This is a genomic window from Chryseobacterium sp. SC28, assembly GCF_003932955.1.
In the GTDB taxonomy this organism is placed as follows: Bacteria; Bacteroidota; Bacteroidia; order Flavobacteriales; family Weeksellaceae; genus Epilithonimonas.
The window spans coordinates 18,079-36,740 of the sequence record NZ_QOVY01000011.1; the positions used below are offsets into that span (position 1 = coordinate 18,079).

Here is an 18,662-nt window from a genome sequence, read left to right on the forward strand (position 1 = left end):
TTATGATTGAGAAATTAAAGAATAAAGCAAAATCTTATATTTTAAACCGGTGGGTTTATAATTCAAAAAAAAGAGATGAGTTACCGCAGATATTGCAGTACCTACCCGCAACTCAAAAAAATGATATTTTCCATGTTTCCGCTTTTAACTATGGTAATGCGGGAGATGTATTATTACCTATTGCGTTACACGACCTTTGGAATAAGGATTTAAAAACAATAAAGTGGATAGATCAAAATGTGTATCCTACGGTGACCCAAGAGATCGTAGATAAAATTAATCATACAAAAGGCTTAATAATCGGTGGCGGAGGTCTTTTCCTGAAAGATACCAATGCAAACAAAATCAGCGGGTGGCAATGGCCTTGCTCTATAGAAATGCTGGACAGGATTGAGGTTCCTTTGGTTTTTTATGCTGTCGGTTATAATAGATTTAGGGGGCAAGAAGAATTTGATGATTTTTTTAAAGATAATTTACAAGCTTTTGCCGAAAAATCAGTCTATATGGGTCTCAGAAATACTGGAAGTATAGAAGCCCTTAAAAATTACCTACCGGCAAATCTGCATCATAAATTACGATTTCAACCTTGTATGACAACTTTTTTATCAGAGATTTATCCTGATATCACCAACTATCACGAAAAGCGTGATTTCGTAGCCGTCAATGCAGCGTTCGACAGATCTCATCTGAGGTTTGGCGAAAATATCGGTAATATTTTGAACGCTACTGCAAAAGCAGTTAAAAGAATTTCTAAGGATATGCCAATCAAATTTTATTCGCACATGCCAAGTGATGACGCCTTCCTGCCATTTCTGCAGAGCTATGGTGTCAAGTATGAGGTAGTAAAACTCAACAACGTTCATCCTACTAAGATAATCGAAGAGTATGCAAAACCAAAATTGGTAGTCGGGATGAGAGGTCATGCGCAAATGATTCCTTTTGGCTGCAAAACACCAATTGTGTCCATTGTGTCGCACAACAAAATGCAATGGTTTTTAGACGACATCGGACAGCCCAATTGGGGTGCAGATGTTCTCTCGGAATCCTATCAAAATGATCTTGAGAAAAGAATGATCATCTCTTTAGAAAATACTGAAAATGAGATGGATTATATTTCAAAAAAACAAAAACAATTATTTGAGATTTCACAGAGCAATGTAAACGAAGGACTTCAAAAAATGAATATAAAAAAATAAAGATATGCACCATCCTAAAATAATAGCAGAAATCGGCTGCAATCACAAAGGTGATATGGCCATTGCCAAAGAACTGATCAAGACGGCCGCCATATTCTGCAAAGCAGATGTAGCCAAGTTTCAAAAAAGAAACAATAGAGAACTGCTATCCGACGAAGAATACAATACGCCGCATCCCAATCCCGCCAATTCCTACGGCGAAACCTATGGCCAGCATCGCGATTTTTTGGAGTTTGATGCCGACCAGCACAGGCAGCTGAAGGCATGGTGCGAAGAGTTCGGAACAGAATATTCCACTTCGGTATGGGATGTCACTTCTGCCAAAGAAATTACGGAAATCAATCCAAAATTAATCAAAGTACCTTCTGCATGCAATCTCAACAAAGCTATGCTGGAGTACTTGGCAGATCATTACGAGGGCGAAGTACATCTGTCTTTTGGGATGACAACCCAGGACGAGGAAGAGCAGATCGTTTCTTTCTTCGAATCTAAACAAAGAGCCAAAGACCTCGTCTTGTACAGCTGCACCTCCGGGTATCCGGTTCCATTTGAAGATATTTCTTTATTGGAAATCGTGAGAATCAAAAAACAGTTCGAAGGCAGAGTCAAATCGATCGGCTTCTCCGGACACCATTTAGGCATTGCTGTGGACGCTGCCGCCATTGCTTTGGGAGCAGAATGGATAGAAAGACATTTCACGCTCGACAGAACTTGGAAAGGAACAGACCACGCTGCTTCTCTGGAGCCGGACGGCATGCGGAAACTGGTGCGCGACTGCAATGCCGTTTTCCAAGCGCTGACTTACAAGAAAAGCGAAATTCTGGATATAGAAGACGTCCAAAGAAAGAAGCTGAAAAGCGGACAAATTAAGTGGTAATTGCCTGCCAGATAGATCGAAACTTTATTCGCAAAAGACCCCTTAACTAATATCTAATGACAATCGCATTCATCCCGGTCCGCGGCGGCAGCCAATCGATACCGCTGAAGAATATCAAAAGCTTCTGTGGCAAACCGCTGGTGTTTTGGAATATCTACGCATTGGAAGACACGCCGGCCATCGATAAAATCGTCGTGGCGACCGACTCCGCAGAGATCGAAGAGGCGATCCGAAGTTTCAATTTCCAAAAAACAGAAATCTACCATCGGTCGGCCGAGAACGCCCAAGATACATCCAGCACAGAAAGCGTGATGTTGGAGTATCTCCATCAATCCGGTTCGGATGCTGATGATGTTTTCATTCTCGTGCAAGCCACCTCGCCGCTTACCCAAAGCAAAGATTTTTCTGCCGCTTTGGAATTATATAAGCATTCGGATTATGACTCTTTGTTAACGGGGGTTCGCTTCAAACGGTTTTTCTGGAATGAAGATGGAAGCTCCAAAAATTATGACTACCAAAACCGCCCGAGACGTCAGGATTTTAAAGGAGAATTTATGGAAAACGGCGCTTTTTACGTCAACAGAGTGGGCAATATTCTGCGAGATCGCAACCGATTGAGCGGCAAAATTGCCTTGTTTGAAATGGAAGAATTCACCGCTTTCGAAATAGATGAACCCGACGATTGGGCTATTGCGGAAGCATTGATGAAAAAGCATATTCTGCCTCTGCAACAAGCGCCAACCCAGATCAAACTATTCCTCACCGATGTAGATGGCGTTTTGACCGATGCCGGGATGTACTACTCCGAAAATGGCGATGAGCTGAAGAAATTCAATACCCGCGACGGGATGGGTTTTGATATCCTGCGCCAGCACGGGATCAAGACCGGTATCGTGACCTCGGAGATCACTCAGATGGTAGAAAGGAGAGCGCAAAAGCTAAAAGTTGATTACCTTTACCAAGGAAAAAGAGAAGGCGGAAAACTGGAGGCTGCGCTGGAGATCTGCGCTCAGGAAGGGATTTCCATCAAAGAAGTCGCCTATATTGGGGATGATATTAATTGCTACGCCTTGCTTTCGGAAGTAGGGATGGCAGCTTGCCCGCAGGATGCCTCGGCGATCATAAAATCTGTACCCGGCATCCGGATAATGACTTTGAAAGGCGGCGAAGGCTGTGTAAGAGAGTTTATAGACAAAATGATCATAGAATGAATATTGCTGCAATTAATGGCTCTTGGCAAACGATCACTTTTCTTAATTTTTATATGGTAGAGTATGGGCGGGATCCCGGCGTAGGATGTGATGTGGTATTATTCGAAGTGGATGACCAACTAAAAGAAACTTGTATAAAGATCCTGAATAGATTTTCGTTTATCAGAAATATTTCTACGCTGGATAATATGTTAATCTTACCATATGAAAATCTTTGGATAGGAAAATTATTTTCACAAGGAGCAAAGTTCATTGCCAACAAATACGAGAAACTTCCCATAATTCTTTTCGAAGAAGGATTGCATTCTTACATAGATCCCAAAAAGTTTAAAATAAAGTACTTTTTAGGCAGATCCTATCCCTTAAAGTACAAGGTATGGGCTTCTTGGAATTATTTGCTGGGCAATAATATTTTGCAATGGGATAAAAATTTTACACATCTAGTTTTTGAAGAACACGAGAATAGAATCAAAAAAAAATATTTTCTGACACCTCTAGTAAAAAAAAGTAAAAAAGTTATTGTGAATAGTGTTCATCTAAATTTTGTTATTGATAAAATAAACGATTTGCAAAGCACGCCTATGCCGAATAATCGTACTAAAGCGACAGTTTTAATTGTAGGACAATGTTTTTCAAATTATGATCTCATGCCTTTTGAAGAAGAATTGGATTTGTATGTTCAACTTATTGGTTATTTCTTAGGCAGGGAGTACGAAGTTATATGGAAAGGGCATCCTCGTTCTAAACTATTTGATAAAGCAATAAAATCTATTTATAAAGACTTATCAATGTTAGATAACAGTATGCTACCTCTAGAGGTATTTACATATAATAATAAAACTATAGAATTGGCAGGAGTTTCTTCTTCTTCTCTCTTGTACCACAAAATACTTCACGGTGGGAAAACAACGCAAATTGCTCATTTATTCATAGAAAAATTTAATAAGAATAATAAGTGGTACTCGGATTTTAATGATATGTGCAAATTAATAGATGCGAATATAGACCGGATTGAATTAAACATTACTAAGTGATGACAAAAATCTGCCCAATAGTCTCTCCTATCATCACTTCCACTACAGTTCCCTCAAAAGTCTGCAGAGAACTTTTAAGAGCGTTTTGCGCAGACCTGTCCAGACTCATCAATACGAATGGAACGGTTGCGTTCCCTCAAAAACGCCCGCCTTTTAATGCCGTTGTGCAACCCCGGCATCTCCCCGGCCTCCCGCCATCCGTAAAGAGCATTGCCCCGAAAGGGGATTTTTTTGTCCCACTTTTTGCAGAAACAGCACGGGCCTTTGGAAGCGCCCGTCGAACCACTGCCACCTAAGACTTTGGTAATTTTTCGGGTACGGCTATAAAATTCTTCGGATAATAGATCTTGCCCCCAATCGTGGTAAACCGAAGGATGCCTTTTTTCCTGTAGCGCATCAGGGTTCGGTAGCTCACTTTTAGCAGCTGCATCATATCGAAATTGTCGTACCGGAGCATATCCGCATGGGAGCTTTCCGTTTCCATCGCCTCAGCCCTTGTTGAAGGATCCAAGATTTCTGCGATGGCCTGCAATGCTTGTTGCAGGATTGTGTTGTCTTTAGAATTATTCATTGCATTTCATATTTTATCATCTTTTCAATAATCGGAAGCGGCTGTCCTTTAAAACTTGGGCGGCCCAACCTTCCTAATTATTTTTCAAATGTAAGGAAGTGTTTTTTATTATGCAAATAGAAATTATGATAAAATCAAAAAATTTGGCTTTTTAGTCAAAAAATTACTAACTATGAACATTTTTGCAATGGTTGCAAATATGTTACTATGTACAAATTTGTATATATGATAATAGCGCATCATTTGCTTTTAGATGTATTATTTTGGTTTATATTTAAGGAATCGGCGTTTATTTTGCGAAAATGATAGTGGGTGTGGTTTGCTCTTTTTGCTGATTTTTTTCGAGATTTGTTCGAGTCCGCTTGCAGGTTTGTTCGAGAGCGCTTCGAAAAAAGCAACCTTTTTTCGAAGCAGAGTCGAAGGTCTTTCGAACAAGTCTGCAACAAAACCCCTTTTTTACCCCTCCAAATAGACTTAAAACGTGCTTAAGAATTTTAAACCACAAAAAATGAAAAATGTAAAAAAATGTGGAAATCTTTCCAAGAAATGTAAAACAGCCATTTGCGAGTCTTTTTTTGAACTGTCGATAAACTTAGAAAGCTCATAGCTTTTGTGACTTTGTGGTCAATGAAACTGATTTTAAACCACAAAAGTCACAAAGTTTAAAATCTACCACGCGGTTCTTTTTTACTTTTTGATACGCATAAGAAGCTCATAGCTTTTGTGACTTTGTGGTTTATGAAACTGATTTTAAACCACAAAAGTCACAAAGTAAAAATTAAAACTTTGGGGGTTTTTAAATGCCCTTTAAACAGGCTTTAATGGTAATAAATCCCCTTTGCTCAAAAAACACTGTGAACCAAGAGCCAATCGGCTCTGTGACACCAAAGGACAACGGGCGACAATGCATACCTCCATTCGGAAAGGAGGCGTTATCTAAGGACAAGGTGTTGATTTTCAGTATTTTATACTTTATCTTTGTTGTCGTAATAGAGCTGCAGATCTATTGCTGATTTTTTTTATTTATTAACCTATTAAATTTTTTTGCCAATGGCCACTATTAAAAGCGGAATCCTCGGAGGATTCCAAGGAAAAGTGGGAACCGTAGTAGGATCCACTTGGAGAGGTAGAGACATCATCAGATCTCTACCCAAGAGTTCGGGTAAAAACCCGACTGAATTGCAACAGCTTCAGCGCGTGAAGTTCAAAGCTGTCACCACCTTTCTCAATCCCCTGCGGACGCCCTTGGGGGTGTACTTCGGGAGCGCGTCGGGCGTTAGGAGCCGGTTCAATCTGGCAACCGCCTATCACCTGACCGATGCGGTGGAAGTGACGGATGGCGTGGCCCAGATCCTCTACCCGAGGGTTTTGGTCGCGAAGGGAACGCTCTTTGGGTTCCAGAATTTGACGGTGTCGCACGCCGGCACCGACATTACCTTGGAATGGGAAGACAACATCGTGTTGGGCAATGCCAAGGCAGAAGACGTGGTAAACGTGGTCTGCTACAGCGAAGTGTACAACACCTTTTTGGTCTTCCAGAATGTGGCGATGAGAGAGGCGCTAAGTGCTACGGTCTCCCTGCCGCAGAATTTTACAGGGACCGCCGTAGAGCTCTATGCCTTTATCTACGACCCGGTTACCAAGACGGCGAGTACCTCTGTTTATCTCGGGAATATAGCATTCTAAGAGATTAGCAGCCGTGCGTTTAACAAAAGCAACCCTCAATGAGCCGGTCTCGAGGGTTGCTTTTATTTTTGATAAAGCAGGATGTGGCGAACTGCGAACCTCTTCCAAGACGGCGAATGCCACTGTTTCTGCCCGTTGGGTAGTATTTTTAGCAGCTTAGCAGAAATGCGTTTAATAGAAAACACTCCAAGAGCCGTTTTTATCTATTAATGAACCGGTAAAATAAGAAAAATAAGCGACAATAAAGCTTGCGGATGATCCGGACGAATGTCAATAAAAATGGTTATTTTTGACAAAATTTTTGAGATGCCTTTTTACTCGATCATCATACCCACCTACAATTCTGAAAAGACCTTGGCAGCAGCGCTGGAAAGCGTTCTGCAGCAGAGGTTTTCCGATTTCGAAGTGTTGATTATGGACGGCTTGTCCTCTTCCAATTTTGAAATGGGAGGGTTAAGTAGTAGTAGCAGCGATGTGTTTTTTAGAAATGAGAAAAGAAGCAATATATTAGAATATTATAAGTTTTATTTACATGCCAAAGAATTTGACAGTTATTACATAGATATGAAGGTTTATATTTTACATCTAATCCAAAAGCATAAGCCAAAGGCGCTATACTATTTTTTAATTTTAATGTTAAAAAGAATACAAATCTATGGCAAATAAAATCCGCCCGATAGCCATCCACCTTCCCCAGTTTCATCCATTCCCCGAAAATGACGAATGGTGGGGCAAGGGTTTTACAGAATGGACGAACGTAACTAAGGCGAAGCCCCTTTTTGAAGGCCATTACCAGCCCCATCTGCCGGCCGACTTGGGTTTCTATGACTTGAGATTGGAAGAAGCGAGACTGGCACAAGAAGCGTTGGCCAAAGAGTACGGCATCTATGGTTTCTGCTATTACCATTATTGGTTCAATGGCAAAAGGCTTATGCACGAGCCCATAGACAGAAAACTGAAAAACCCCAAAGAAGATTTGCCCTTTATGCTATGCTGGGCAAATGAAAACTGGTCCAGAGCTTGGGACGGCAGCGAAAAAGAAATTTTGATTGCTCAAAATTACAGTGCGGAGGATGACGCAGAACATATTCGATTTTTGCTCTCCAATGTTTTTAATGATAAAAGATATATTAGAATTGACAATAAAATTTTCTTTGCTATTTACCGACCAGCTCATTTTCCAGAACTGAAGAAGACGCTGCAGTTATGGCGTAATATTGCCAAAGAAGAGTATAACGAAGAGCTTTTCTTGGTTTACATGAAAAATGCAAATTTTAATGATAATGCAAATATCAACTTGTTTGACAGCGCAATAGACTTTCAGCCAGACTTTCAGCACCAGCCCAATCCTAAAGTTCCAAGTATAAAAGAAAGAGTCGAAAGAAAATTTTTTAAGAAAAGATCTTTCTTTTTTGACAATAAGGTCATTTCTTATAAAGAGTATTATGACAAAGCCTTCAAAAATCAAATTTTTGATAGCAAAACTTTTCCCGGAATAACACCAATGTGGGATAATAGCGCACGCAGACAAATAAAAGCGCTGGTAATGAATGATTCTACCCCTGAATTATATGGAGATTGGCTTCAGAAAGTAATAGCAGCATATAAAAAAGTGAAATCAGAAAATAAATATATTTTTATTAATGCTTGGAATGAATGGGCAGAAGGAAACCATATAGAACCGTGCAGAAAATGGGGACGAAGATATTTAGAGGTTACGAAAGAAAAATTTGACCAACAATAATGCCAGCAGTTTCCGTTATTATCCCGAACTACAATCATGCGGCCTTTCTGCGGCAGCGGATTGATTCTGTTTTGGAGCAGACTTTTCAGGATTTCGAAGTCATTATTTTGGACGATTGCTCGAAAGATAACAGCAAAGCAATCATAGAATCATACAGGAGCCACCCAAAGATATCGCACATCGTATATAATCTGGAGAACTCCGGATCTACTTTCCGCCAATGGAAAAAAGGAATAGAACTGTCGGAGGGCGAGTGGATTTGGATTGCGGAAAGTGATGACTGGGCTGAAACCAGGTTTCTTGAAGAGCTGTTGCCTTTTGCAAAAGATGAAGTGAGCGTCGTTTATTGTGACAGCATTTCTGCTACCGCAGACGGACAAACACAGGGCATAATCAATTGGGCAAGGGCTGTAGAAAAAACACATTGGGACACTAATTTTGTAAACTCTGGAAAAAACGAAATTGTAAATTATCTGTTTTGCAGGAATACTATTCCAAATGCCAGTGCTGTAATTGTTAAAAAAGTAATAATAGAAAATACAATTAGAAATCTTCCATTTGAATTCCGGTATGCAGGCGACTGGTATATCTGGATTAAATGCTTGGAAGGCGGTAACCTCGCATTTGTTAATAAACCGCTTAATTACTTCCGCCAGCATATCCAAAGTTCACGAACCGCCAAGACGCTGCATGAAGAAAGGAAAAGATTCAAAGAATACTTTTATATAATCAATGAAATGCGAACAAAATACGCTTTGAAACTAGATAGTTCAAAACATCATTGGATAATTTACGAATGGTTACATAAAAACTTTTCAGAGAATAAGATAACGAACTTGTTATTTCCCCCATTGCCCGGTCAATATTATTTTACGTATTATAAGGGAATGTTTATGAGGCGTCTCACAAGTAGAATATCAAGAAAATGACCATCGCCTTCACCATTGTCAACATTCCTTATTTGCCGGTAGCCAAAGCCCTGGCAGACAGCTTTGTGACGCACAATCCGGAGGTTCCGTTGTACATTTGCCTTTTTGATGATCAAGATGACATCCAAGATGCGATGTTTTTGGATTATCATATCTACGACAAAAGCCATCTGAACAAAGAAGAATATGATGATATGCGACACCGCTACGACAACTTCTCGATGGCCTGCGCCTTGAAGCCTTTTTTTGCGGAGGCACTTCTAAGGGATTTTGATCCGGAACACATCGTGTACTTAGACGCAGATCTGATGTTTTTTGATTCCCTTACAAAATTGGACGAAGTCCTAAATATTCAGCAAAAATCCATTGTGCTGACGGGACACCAATATACGGTCATACCATCGGAAAATGAACTTTCCAATAACCAGACACTCAGAAAATATGGCATCTACAACGCCGGTTTCATAGCGCTAAAAAACAATGCGGTGGGGCAGCAATTCTTAGCTTGGTGGAAGCGGATTTTATTTACCAAATGCATCCGCGACGATGAGAACGGGATCTATTATGATCAGACTTGGCTGGATCTGGTGCCGATGTACTTCGGAGATGACTTTTATATGTTAAAAGATTTGGGTTATAATGTGGCTTTCTGGAATTTGGAAGAAAGGCACCTTTCTGCCAAAGGTGGCAACTATTTCATCAATGAACATTATCCATTAGTCTTTTATCATTTTGCAAGATACAAATATTACAAACCTGAGTTTATCAACGGATTTTACATGCGGTTCGAGGGTCAAGATAGCTTATTCGAAATCTTCACTACCTACCGAAAGAACTTGAAACAGAATCTTTTTGAAGAATATCATAAAGAGCCAATAGCAAAACGCCCAACGTTTATTGATAAATTGAAAATAAGCTTGAAATATCGTCTAGGATTAATCGTAGATAAATTATGAGTGTTTCCCTAATCGTCCCGATTTTTAATGCAGAACATTATCTGCCAACATTTCTCACTTCTGTGCTGAGTCAAAGTTATAAAGATTTTGAGCTGATTCTTGTCAATGACGGCTCGACAGATAACAGTGCTGCCATCTGCGACAAGTATGCCGCCGAAGACCCGAGAATACGGGTCTATCACAAAAAAAATGAAGGTGTGTCTGCCACTCGAAATTTCGGAATCGGTAAGGCTGCCAACGAGTTTATTGCATTTGCGGATGCAGATGATGTTCTTTTGGATCATTACCTTTCGGATTTGATAAGTGCTGCCAATGGCAAAGTGGATATGGTAGTGTCGGCGGTCGAACAGATTCGAAATAACGATACAGGCAAAACCACTGTACGATCTTATGACGGACTAATAATGAAAAATGATCTTCAGACTTTAACAGAAAAGTTGCAGATTGCGAATTTTGGATACGTCTATTCTATCTTGTATAGAAAGTCAATAATAGCTAAAAACAATTTAAAATTCGACACAAGACTTGCCCAGAGCGAGGATTTGCTATTTGTTCTAGACTATATTAGACATCTGGATAAAGATATTGCTTGTATCCCTTCCGCAAATTATCTGTACATAATCGATGTACCCAATTCGGGCTCCAAAAGGAAAGCATCAAGTGGATCTATCACGTTGCAGCTAAGTTTGCTCTACGAGATGATTGCCAAAAAGTATGGCATAACTGATTTCACAGCCTTTCCTCTTTTAGGACAACTTTTAGATTATCTGTATTACAAAAAGCTATCGGAACTGGTAAGCACCGAGCAGACAGATACCGATACGATCCGGAGCCTGAGAAATCTTGATAAAGATATGATCCGATTTTACCAGCGGATCAAGAAAAAGAGTCTAAGAGCCTCGCTGCTGGACTTCTTGTTGCTAAGGAGCCACTATCAATTATTTCTAAAACTTAGGAATTTTTAAAATGAGCGCCGTGAAAAGAAAGAATTTTTATACCATTTTCCCGCGTACAGAGAATTTTCATCTGGTGAAAGATGTTGGGATGGTGCCGTATATTCTTCACAGATTTTACGGTTACCAATCCACCATCGCGACTTATAAGAATACCGATAGCTACCCATTTCTGAATACCGAAGTCCAAGGCTTGAAACTCGATTTTATTCCGCAAACATACAGAAGCAGAAATGCAAACGTGGCACTTTATATCCTGAAAAACTTTAGAAAAATAGACGCCTTGCAGTTTTACCATTTCGAAATCGATCAGGTGGATATGCTGGGATTATTCATCATTTTGAAAAAGATATTTTTCCAGAAATCCTTTACCTGCATCAAATGTGATGGCAGCGACAGGTTTACCAACACCGATCTCAGCACCGTTAAATTCAAGTTTTTTAGAAAATGGGTCATTAGCAAAATAAATCTTTTTACGGTAGAAACGAGTTGCGATTTCAACATCATAAAAAGTCTCAAAGATTATCAGAACATCAACCTTCAACTGATGCCAAACGGCTTTTTTGATGGGGGCAAAACCATAGACATTTCGCCGAAAAAGGAAAAAATCATTTTGACCGTCGGAAGATTGGGGACGGCGCAGAAGAACACCGAATTTCTGCTGGAAGCTTTCGCAGCATTTGCCAAAACAGATCCCGAGTGGCAACTGTACTTGGTAGGCAGTATAGAGGAGAGTTTTCAACCGCAAATAGAAAAATTTTACAGTAAAAATCCCGCTTTGAAAGCGCGCGTGGTCTTCACTGGTGCTATCACAGACAGAGAGATCATTGGGGAATATTATCGCAAATCGGCGGTATTTATACTCACCTCTCGGGCAGAAGGTTCGCCACTGGTGGTGCCGGAAGCACTCTCGGCGGGCTGTTTCCATCTGCTGTCGGACAGGATCAATTTGAAAGATGATATCATCTGCAACGGACGATTTGGGAGAAGTTTTTCAATTCAGGACAAGGCAGATTTGATTGCCGCTTTCCATTCTCTTAATCAGATTGATTTTGAAATTCTTAAATTTGAAATTCAGAATTTTGCCTACGATCTTTTTTATTGGCCAAAAGTGGTGGAAATTATAGATACACATTTTAAAAAGAGCATACATAATTAAATGAAAATTCTCGCCATCATCGTAACCTACAACTCCGAAAAATGGATTGAAAAGAATATCAGCTCCATAATGCAGGACGGATTTGAGGGAGATATTTTGGTAATTGACAACGGGTCTAAAGATCAAACGCCGGATATTATAAAAAACAATTTCCCGGATGTCAGAATAATAGAGTCGGGCGAGAATCTGGGATTTGCCAGAGCCAATAATGTGGGATTTGAAATCGCCAAACAAGGAGGCTATGATTTTGTTTTTTTGATCAATCACGACGGTTGGCTGTTACCGGATTTTTGGTCTCACGTAATTCCCGTTTTGACTGATCGGCGCTTCGCGAAATACGGATTGCTTTCGCCGGTTCATTTGGATGCTACCGAAAATGGTCTGGATCATGGCTTCCGGAAATATGCAGGAGAAGCTTTAGGGAATCATTTTAATACAGTTTTCGACGTTGATCTTATGAATGCCGCTTTTTTATTCATATCCAGAAAATGTCTGGAGGATCTAAAAGGTTTTGATCCCATTTTTTTCTTTTACGGAGAAGATATAGATCTTTGTGAGCGCGCCAAGCGAAAAGGCTACAAAATAGGTATTATAAGAGGCGCAAAAGTAGTTCACGACCGCCACCAGAGAAAAATGACAAAAGAAAGATTGCAACTTCACCTATTCGCAAATGCCATCATACAGATAAAATCTGGTAGAAATAACTTTTTGGAAAACTTCGGAAAGGCGCTTGTTTCAAACAGCTTATTTGCATTTAGAAAGAATCCGGTTTTAGGCTATATACCTTTTTTGTATTTTAAAAACATATTAAAATTGATGATAAATATCCGCCGTATCAAACATTCTTATTATCAATATAAATAGTTAATTTTGATCCGGAATGATTAAAAAATTGCGAAGATTGTTGTGGAGAATAATGGGCGTTTATTACGATCGGTTTTTTCGAAAAATAGATTACGTCTTGCTGAAGGATGACCCGTTTACTCAGAAAGGAACCGGTACCTACGACAATGGCGCCAAAGTATGGCGCTGGTCCGACGAAAAACTAATAATCGGAAAATATTGTTCCATTGCCCACAATGTCAATTTTATTATCGACGATGGTTACCACGGCTTGTCCGCTATTACTTCCTATCCTTTTATCAATAAGCACCAATGAAGATTTTATATTGCATCGCGTCTTATTCAGCAAAGGGAGGCACCGAAAAAGTGCTTTCTTCGAAGGCTTCCTATCTGGCCGAAAACGGTCACCAGGTGACTATTTTGATATCGGATCAGCACCAAAAACCATTGGCGTATCCCCTTTCTGACCAAATAGAACTGATCGACCTCCAAATTACCAAAAAAATGAGGGGGAAAATTAAAGTGATTGGTTTTGTGCAGAATGTGATCTTCCTGAGAAAACTGTACCGCCGGGAAATTAAAAAAATCGACCCCGATGTCATTATTGTCCTCGAGAGAGGTTATGAAGATTTCATCCTGCCCTACATCCTCAAAGAGATTCCCAAAATAAGAGAATATCATTTCTCCCGAAAAGCATCGGCGTACTTGGAAAGCCAGTTAGCCCCGTTTGAGAAATATAAGAAGAAAATCATTAGAAAAATCTATGAGCATCTCTACAAGAAATATGACCGATTGGTGCTGTTGACGAAGAAAGATCAGCAGAGTTGGGCGGCCTATTCCAACACGGTAGTCATTCCCAATGTGGTAGAGCCCTCCGTAACACTTGCCAATCAACCCATTTTGACCCGACCTAAAAATATAATTGCAGTCGGAAGTATGGCAGATGACCGCAAAGGCTTCTCTGCCCTCATCGACATCTGGAGCAGACTGGAAAACAAGTTCCCGGAGTGGTCTCTAAATATTTATGGAGACGGACCCTACAAAACAAATTATGAAAAAAAAATTCGGGATTTGAACTTGAACAATGTGCATCTGAAAGGCATCAGCGAACACATTGCGGAGAAATATGCCGAATCGCAACTGTTTGTGATGACGTCTAAGGGAGAAGGATTGCCCATGGTAATGATAGAAGCATTATCGCAAGGATTGCCCGCGGTTGTTTATGATTGCTATTGCGGCCCAAGCGATATTATCGCAGGAAATAAAGGCGGATTTTTGATAGAATTCGGGAACGAAAACCAGTTTGTAGAACAATTGGAATTGCTAATGCGAAACGAGGCTTTGCGAGAGGCCAAAAGCAAAGAAACCGCGGCAGTGGCCAGCCAATATGCGTTAAAAGAAATGATGCCGCGATGGATCAACCTTTTTAAAGAGCTCGTCCGATGAAGGCCAGCATCATTATTACAACCTTTCGCCGCCCGGCTTTTTTGGAAAAAGCCATTCTAAGCTGTCTGCATCAACATACCGATTTTAGTTTCGAAGTCATTGTGGTGGATGATAACGGCAAGCATACCGAATGGCAGCAGCAGACGGAAGCCGCCCTGCCGACAGATGCCAGAATTAAATATTTGGCATTGGAGAAAAATTCGGGCGCCTGCGTGGCAAGGAACGAAGGCGCCGCCTTTGCCTCGGGAGACTATCTGTTTTTTTTGGACGACGACGATGCGTTTCTGCCCAACAAATTGGACGTGCAGATCCGTTTTTTGGAAACTCATGCAGACTACGACGGTTGCTTGGCGGCCTTCAAAAGGATAGGGAGCGACGGTAAAGAAATCATAGCAGACAGCAACTATCCCGTAGTCGGAGATTTTAAAAATTTTGTATTGCGAGGCAACTTTTTTACCCCTATGATTTGCATTAGGAAAACAAGCTTTACGAAAAGTGGCGGTTTTATAGACATTCCGCGTTTTCAGGACAGATTTTATATGATGCATCTGCTGCGGGCCGGTTTTAGATTCGGTGTTTTGCGAGATCAACTGCATCTGATGTATGAGCATTCTGAGGACAGAATAACGTCCCGATCGCTGGAGAAGACTCAGATCTCTGTTTCCTTGATAGATCGGTGGATGCGGCAGTTCAGAAATGAATTTTCCTCAGAAGAATGGATGCAATTGCAATATAATAGTCTTAGAACTATGGCGGTTACAAAATATAATGCAACATCAAGAAGCGAAAGAATATCTGCATCTGCGAGCTTTCTGCGTCTTTTTTCAATGAAAAAAAAGGGGTCGGATATTTTTTTGATGTTTAAAAGTTTAATTAAATAAGATGAAATTCCGCACAGACATCAGTTTTTTAAAATGCACTATAAGCTTTTTGCGAAAACGATCGATGTTCAAATAAAAAATAGACCAAGAATAACAAGCCATCTCAATAAAAACCAAGTAAATTAAATCATGGAAATCACAGTCAAACAATCAAATCACTTAAGGGTAACAGCAGTTTTTATGATGTTGTGTCTCCACCTATTTAACACTAATTACAAGGGACTTTTCGACTCTTTTATATTCATAAAACAACAGCCTCTTGTGTTTTACATTTCAAGATTTTGTGATGCTTGCGTTCCTATTTTTGCCTTTGTCAGTGGCTACGGGTTGTATTATAAATATGAAAAAGACGCAGGTTCTTTTGCGAAAGGTAACTTCAAGCGGTTAAAAAAGTTGTACCTCAATTTGTGGATTGTTATATTGATTTTTCCGGTGCTTGTAGGTTGGCTCCTGCACCATCCCGGTATGCCGGGTTCTTTTTCCAAACTTTTTCTAAATTTGACGGCCATAAACGTTTCATACAGTTTTATTTGGTGGTATTTTACGACCTATGTATTGGTGGTGATTAGTGCTCCACTGCTTTTTTATTGGACTCAAAAGTATAACGAATGGCTTGTGTTGCTGATCTCTTTCGTCATTTATCTGGTCGCATTTTATTTTAGAGTTTATAAAACAGACATCTTTACAAATCAACTGCTCCATTGGTTTCATTTTCAGGGAGCCAGATATGGCTTGATTCAATTCCAATTTCTATTGGGTGCTGTGGCACTAAAAAACAAGTGGAATCACAGATTTGGTGTAGTCTTTGAAAGTCTTAAATATCCAACGCTTGTGGCAGTAATTCTCATAATTTTGCTTTTTGTTTTTCGAGCCTTTGTTGCCAATTTTATTGTGTCCCCTTTCACGGCATTGGCTTTTATTTTGCTTTGGAATCAGATTTCATTAGGGGAATTTATGACCAAGTTTTTAGATTTTTTTGCACCGCACACCACCAACATTTGGTTGTGCCATTCGTTTTTCTATGTCACTTTTTTTAAAGATTTTATTTTTGGAGCCCGTTTTCCATTGTTAATCTTTATATTGCTTCTTTTTTGCTCTTTAGTGGCTTCCTATATTATTAATTTATTCTACAATAGACTGCAAACTTATATCTCATGAGCACCGCGATCCCCCGAGTGATTCACTATTGCTGGCTGAGCGGGGACCCGTTTCCACCCAGAATTCAGCGATGTATTGATTCTTGGATAAAAAATTTGCCGGGCTACGAGCTTAGGCTTTGGGATACCGATGCTTTTGACATAGACTCAGTCCTATGGGTAAAGCAGGCCTACGAGCAGAGGAAATTTGCCTTTGCCGCAGACTATATCAGATTATATGCTTTATATAGCGAGGGGGGCATCTATTTGGATTCGGATGTCGAAGTTGTTAAACCTTTTGACGATCTGTTGCAACTGCCCTACTTTGCTTGCACAGAAGGCGATAATATCATAGAAGCGGGCGCAATGGGCGCCACAAAAGGCTTAGGCTGGCTTCGGGATTGTTTGGCATATTACGAGAATAGGTCTTTCATTAAAAACGACAACCGCTTAGATACTTGGCCTTTGCCACAGGTTATGATGGAACAAATAAAGGTTCACTATCTGCCGGAAGTTGTGCCAAAAGAAGATTTTATTAAAAATGTAAACCATTACGAAGCCGACAACAAGTTCTATATGCTTCCCAAAGAATATTTTTGCGCCAAGGATATGGGTACAGGCATCATCCAAAAAACAGACGAGACCTATTGCATTCACCACTTCGAGATGTCTTGGATGCCCAAAAGTCACACATTTTTACCCAATCTGAAAAGACGTATTATCCGAATCATTGGCGTTGATGCTGTGAATGCTCTGATCCACTTTTTTGCATTAAAGAAGATTAAAGATACAATAACAAAATGAAAGACGAAACAATTCGTACGATTTTACTGATAATGCCTTACGGAAGCGTCGGAGGAATGGAACGTTTAGCAGAGACATTTTATACAAATTATAAGAAACAAGGCTACACAGTAAAAGCAGTAAAAATAATTGGGCTGGCAAATGATATCATCAACTTTGGTGAAGACGAAATCGTGCTTTCTGATAAGGATTTCTCCGGCTATTCGCCTGCAAAACGGCTTCTTTTTTATGCTAAAATTCCGTTGTTACTACGAACAATCATCAAAAAGTACAGCATAGATGCCAGCATCGCATTTGGTGATATGGCCAATTGCTTTAGTGCCATTACAGGAACAAAGGAAAAAAAGATCGCGAGTTTCCACGCAGTTAAAAGTATAGAATTTCAGAGAAGCAAAGGGATTTACAAATTTTTCCAATGGTCTATTCACCATACTTATAATAGGTTCGAAAAGGTGGTGGCCATCAGCAACGCCATCAAAAAAGACCTCATCCAAAACTGTGGATATCAATTTAAAAATTTGCAGGTAATTTACAATCCGCACGACACAGCTGCGATTATACGGAAGGCCACGGATTTTTTTGAGGACGAAGAAATGCACTATCTTAGCAAAGATTTTTTGCTTTTCTTGGGACGGCTCAGTGTTCAGAAAGCGCCTTGGCACCTCATCAAAGCGTTTTCGCTCATCGAGAAGGAATTTACCGATCTTAATTTATTGATGGTGGGGGATGGTGATGATCGGGTAGAATACTTCTGCAAAAAGCTCGCTGACCATTTGGGATTACAAAACAAAATATTATTTGTAGGCAGGAAAAATAATCCGTACAAGTATCTTGTAAGAGCACGGGCTTTGGCACTTTCATCCTATTATGAAGGCACGCCAAACGTCATCGCCGAAGCCATGATTCTGAATGTGCCGGTAATTACAACAAATTGTACGGAGGGCATTTCAGAAATGATGGTCGATAAAATTAAGATGTTAAAAGACGGTCTGTTGCTGACTGATGCGGGGATAATTTGCCCTGATATATTACGGGGAACAGAGGGAAGCATACCATCTACTTATGACATTAATGCTGCAGATGAAAAATATGCGGAAGGGCTGAGATTGCTTTTGAATCCGGAAATTAACAGTCGTATTAGAAATAATGATAAGAGTCTATTATTACAAAAATACGACATAGAAGACGTTTTAAAGAAATACCTATCCTAAGTGTTTGATTTCATCCCTTTAAGTT

20 protein-coding genes are annotated in these 18,662 nt (G+C 40.0%); 19 read left to right on the forward strand and 1 reads right to left on the reverse strand.

Going from position 1 to position 18,662, the window contains the following annotated elements; translation table 11 throughout:
• Window positions 1–2: 2 nt before the first annotated feature.
• From DTW91_RS07835 to DTW91_RS07855, 5 genes are read left to right on the forward strand one after another with little or no spacing between them, the layout of a single operon-like run.
• Window positions 3–1,196: a polysaccharide pyruvyl transferase family protein gene (locus DTW91_RS07835; RefSeq protein WP_125202835.1), complete on the forward strand. Its 1,194-nt coding sequence runs from the start codon at window positions 3–5 to the stop codon at window positions 1,194–1,196.
• A 4-nt stretch (window positions 1,197–1,200) separates the two neighbouring features.
• Entirely contained in the window at window positions 1,201–2,073 is an 873-nt protein-coding gene (locus DTW91_RS07840) for an N-acetylneuraminate synthase family protein (protein ID WP_125202836.1), read from the forward strand.
• Window positions 2,074–2,129: 56 nt separating this feature from the next.
• On the forward strand, window positions 2,130–3,284 hold the full coding sequence (locus tag DTW91_RS07845) for an acylneuraminate cytidylyltransferase (protein ID WP_125202837.1): 1,155 nt from the start codon (window positions 2,130–2,132) through the stop codon (window positions 3,282–3,284).
• Window positions 3,281–4,318 carry a polysialyltransferase family glycosyltransferase gene (locus tag DTW91_RS07850; RefSeq protein WP_125202838.1) on the forward strand — a complete coding sequence of 346 codons (1,038 nt, stop codon included), beginning with the start codon at window positions 3,281–3,283 and terminating at the stop codon, window positions 4,316–4,318. Before DTW91_RS07845 ends, DTW91_RS07850 begins: the two co-directional genes overlap by 4 nt.
• Entirely contained in the window at window positions 4,318–4,614 is a 297-nt protein-coding gene (locus DTW91_RS07855) for a hypothetical protein (protein WP_125202839.1), read from the forward strand. Before DTW91_RS07850 ends, DTW91_RS07855 begins: the two co-directional genes overlap by 1 nt.
• On the opposite strand, the gene DTW91_RS07860 is transcribed toward DTW91_RS07855, so the two are convergent.
• Entirely contained in the window at window positions 4,611–4,889 is a 279-nt protein-coding gene (locus DTW91_RS07860) for a helix-turn-helix domain-containing protein (RefSeq protein WP_125202840.1), read from the reverse strand. The two genes, DTW91_RS07855 and DTW91_RS07860, sit on opposite strands and share 4 nt — an antisense overlap.
• A 1,050-nt stretch (window positions 4,890–5,939) precedes the next feature.
• Between DTW91_RS07860 and DTW91_RS07865 the strand changes: the two genes are divergently transcribed.
• The 14 genes from DTW91_RS07865 to DTW91_RS07930 all read left to right on the forward strand — a co-directional run bounded on the left by DTW91_RS07865 (window position 5,940) and on the right by DTW91_RS07930 (window position 18,637).
• Window positions 5,940–6,575, forward strand: a complete 636-nt coding sequence (locus tag DTW91_RS07865) for a DUF6266 family protein (protein ID WP_125202841.1) — start codon at window positions 5,940–5,942, stop codon at window positions 6,573–6,575.
• 306 nt (window positions 6,576–6,881) lie between these two features.
• Window positions 6,882–7,241: a glycosyltransferase family 2 protein gene (locus tag DTW91_RS07870; RefSeq protein ID WP_125202842.1), complete on the forward strand. Its 360-nt coding sequence runs from the start codon at window positions 6,882–6,884 to the stop codon at window positions 7,239–7,241.
• Window positions 7,231–8,319 carry a glycoside hydrolase family 99-like domain-containing protein gene (locus tag DTW91_RS07875; protein ID WP_125202843.1) on the forward strand — a complete coding sequence of 363 codons (1,089 nt, stop codon included), beginning with the start codon at window positions 7,231–7,233 and terminating at the stop codon, window positions 8,317–8,319. Before DTW91_RS07870 ends, DTW91_RS07875 begins: the two co-directional genes overlap by 11 nt.
• Entirely contained in the window at window positions 8,319–9,248 is a 930-nt protein-coding gene (locus DTW91_RS07880) for a glycosyltransferase family 2 protein (protein ID WP_125202844.1), read from the forward strand. The genes DTW91_RS07875 and DTW91_RS07880 overlap by 1 nt, the downstream gene beginning before the upstream one ends.
• Window positions 9,245–10,204: a hypothetical protein gene (locus DTW91_RS07885; RefSeq protein ID WP_125202845.1), complete on the forward strand. Its 960-nt coding sequence runs from the start codon at window positions 9,245–9,247 to the stop codon at window positions 10,202–10,204. The genes DTW91_RS07880 and DTW91_RS07885 overlap by 4 nt, the downstream gene beginning before the upstream one ends.
• The gene (locus DTW91_RS07890; RefSeq protein ID WP_125202846.1) at window positions 10,201–11,169 is read left to right on the forward strand and encodes a glycosyltransferase family 2 protein; all 969 of its coding nucleotides are present in this window, start codon (window positions 10,201–10,203) and stop codon (window positions 11,167–11,169) included. The genes DTW91_RS07885 and DTW91_RS07890 overlap by 4 nt, the downstream gene beginning before the upstream one ends.
• A gap of 1 nt (window position 11,170) precedes the next feature.
• Window positions 11,171–12,316, forward strand: coding sequence for a glycosyltransferase (locus DTW91_RS07895; protein ID WP_125202847.1), 1,146 nt, complete (start codon window positions 11,171–11,173; stop codon window positions 12,314–12,316).
• A complete protein-coding gene (locus DTW91_RS07900) occupies window positions 12,317–13,180 on the forward strand; it encodes a glycosyltransferase family 2 protein (protein WP_125202848.1) in 864 nt (287 codons plus the stop codon).
• Window positions 13,181–13,196: 16 nt separating this feature from the next.
• The gene (locus DTW91_RS07905) at window positions 13,197–13,475 is read left to right on the forward strand and encodes a hypothetical protein (RefSeq protein WP_125202849.1); all 279 of its coding nucleotides are present in this window, start codon (window positions 13,197–13,199) and stop codon (window positions 13,473–13,475) included.
• Window positions 13,472–14,605: a glycosyltransferase family 4 protein gene (locus DTW91_RS07910; protein ID WP_125202850.1), complete on the forward strand. Its 1,134-nt coding sequence runs from the start codon at window positions 13,472–13,474 to the stop codon at window positions 14,603–14,605. Before DTW91_RS07905 ends, DTW91_RS07910 begins: the two co-directional genes overlap by 4 nt.
• Window positions 14,602–15,486, forward strand: a complete 885-nt coding sequence (locus tag DTW91_RS07915; RefSeq protein ID WP_125202851.1) for a glycosyltransferase family 2 protein — start codon at window positions 14,602–14,604, stop codon at window positions 15,484–15,486. Before DTW91_RS07910 ends, DTW91_RS07915 begins: the two co-directional genes overlap by 4 nt.
• A 129-nt stretch (window positions 15,487–15,615) precedes the next feature.
• Window positions 15,616–16,644 (forward strand): acyltransferase family protein, encoded by a 1,029-nt coding sequence (locus tag DTW91_RS07920; RefSeq protein WP_125202852.1) that lies wholly within the window; start codon window positions 15,616–15,618, stop codon window positions 16,642–16,644.
• Window positions 16,641–17,426 (forward strand): glycosyltransferase family 32 protein, encoded by a 786-nt coding sequence (locus tag DTW91_RS07925; RefSeq protein WP_125202853.1) that lies wholly within the window; start codon window positions 16,641–16,643, stop codon window positions 17,424–17,426. Before DTW91_RS07920 ends, DTW91_RS07925 begins: the two co-directional genes overlap by 4 nt.
• Window positions 17,423–18,637, forward strand: a complete 1,215-nt coding sequence (locus tag DTW91_RS07930) for a glycosyltransferase (protein WP_125202854.1) — start codon at window positions 17,423–17,425, stop codon at window positions 18,635–18,637. The genes DTW91_RS07925 and DTW91_RS07930 overlap by 4 nt, the downstream gene beginning before the upstream one ends.
• The last annotated feature ends 25 nt before the right edge of the window (window positions 18,638–18,662 follow it).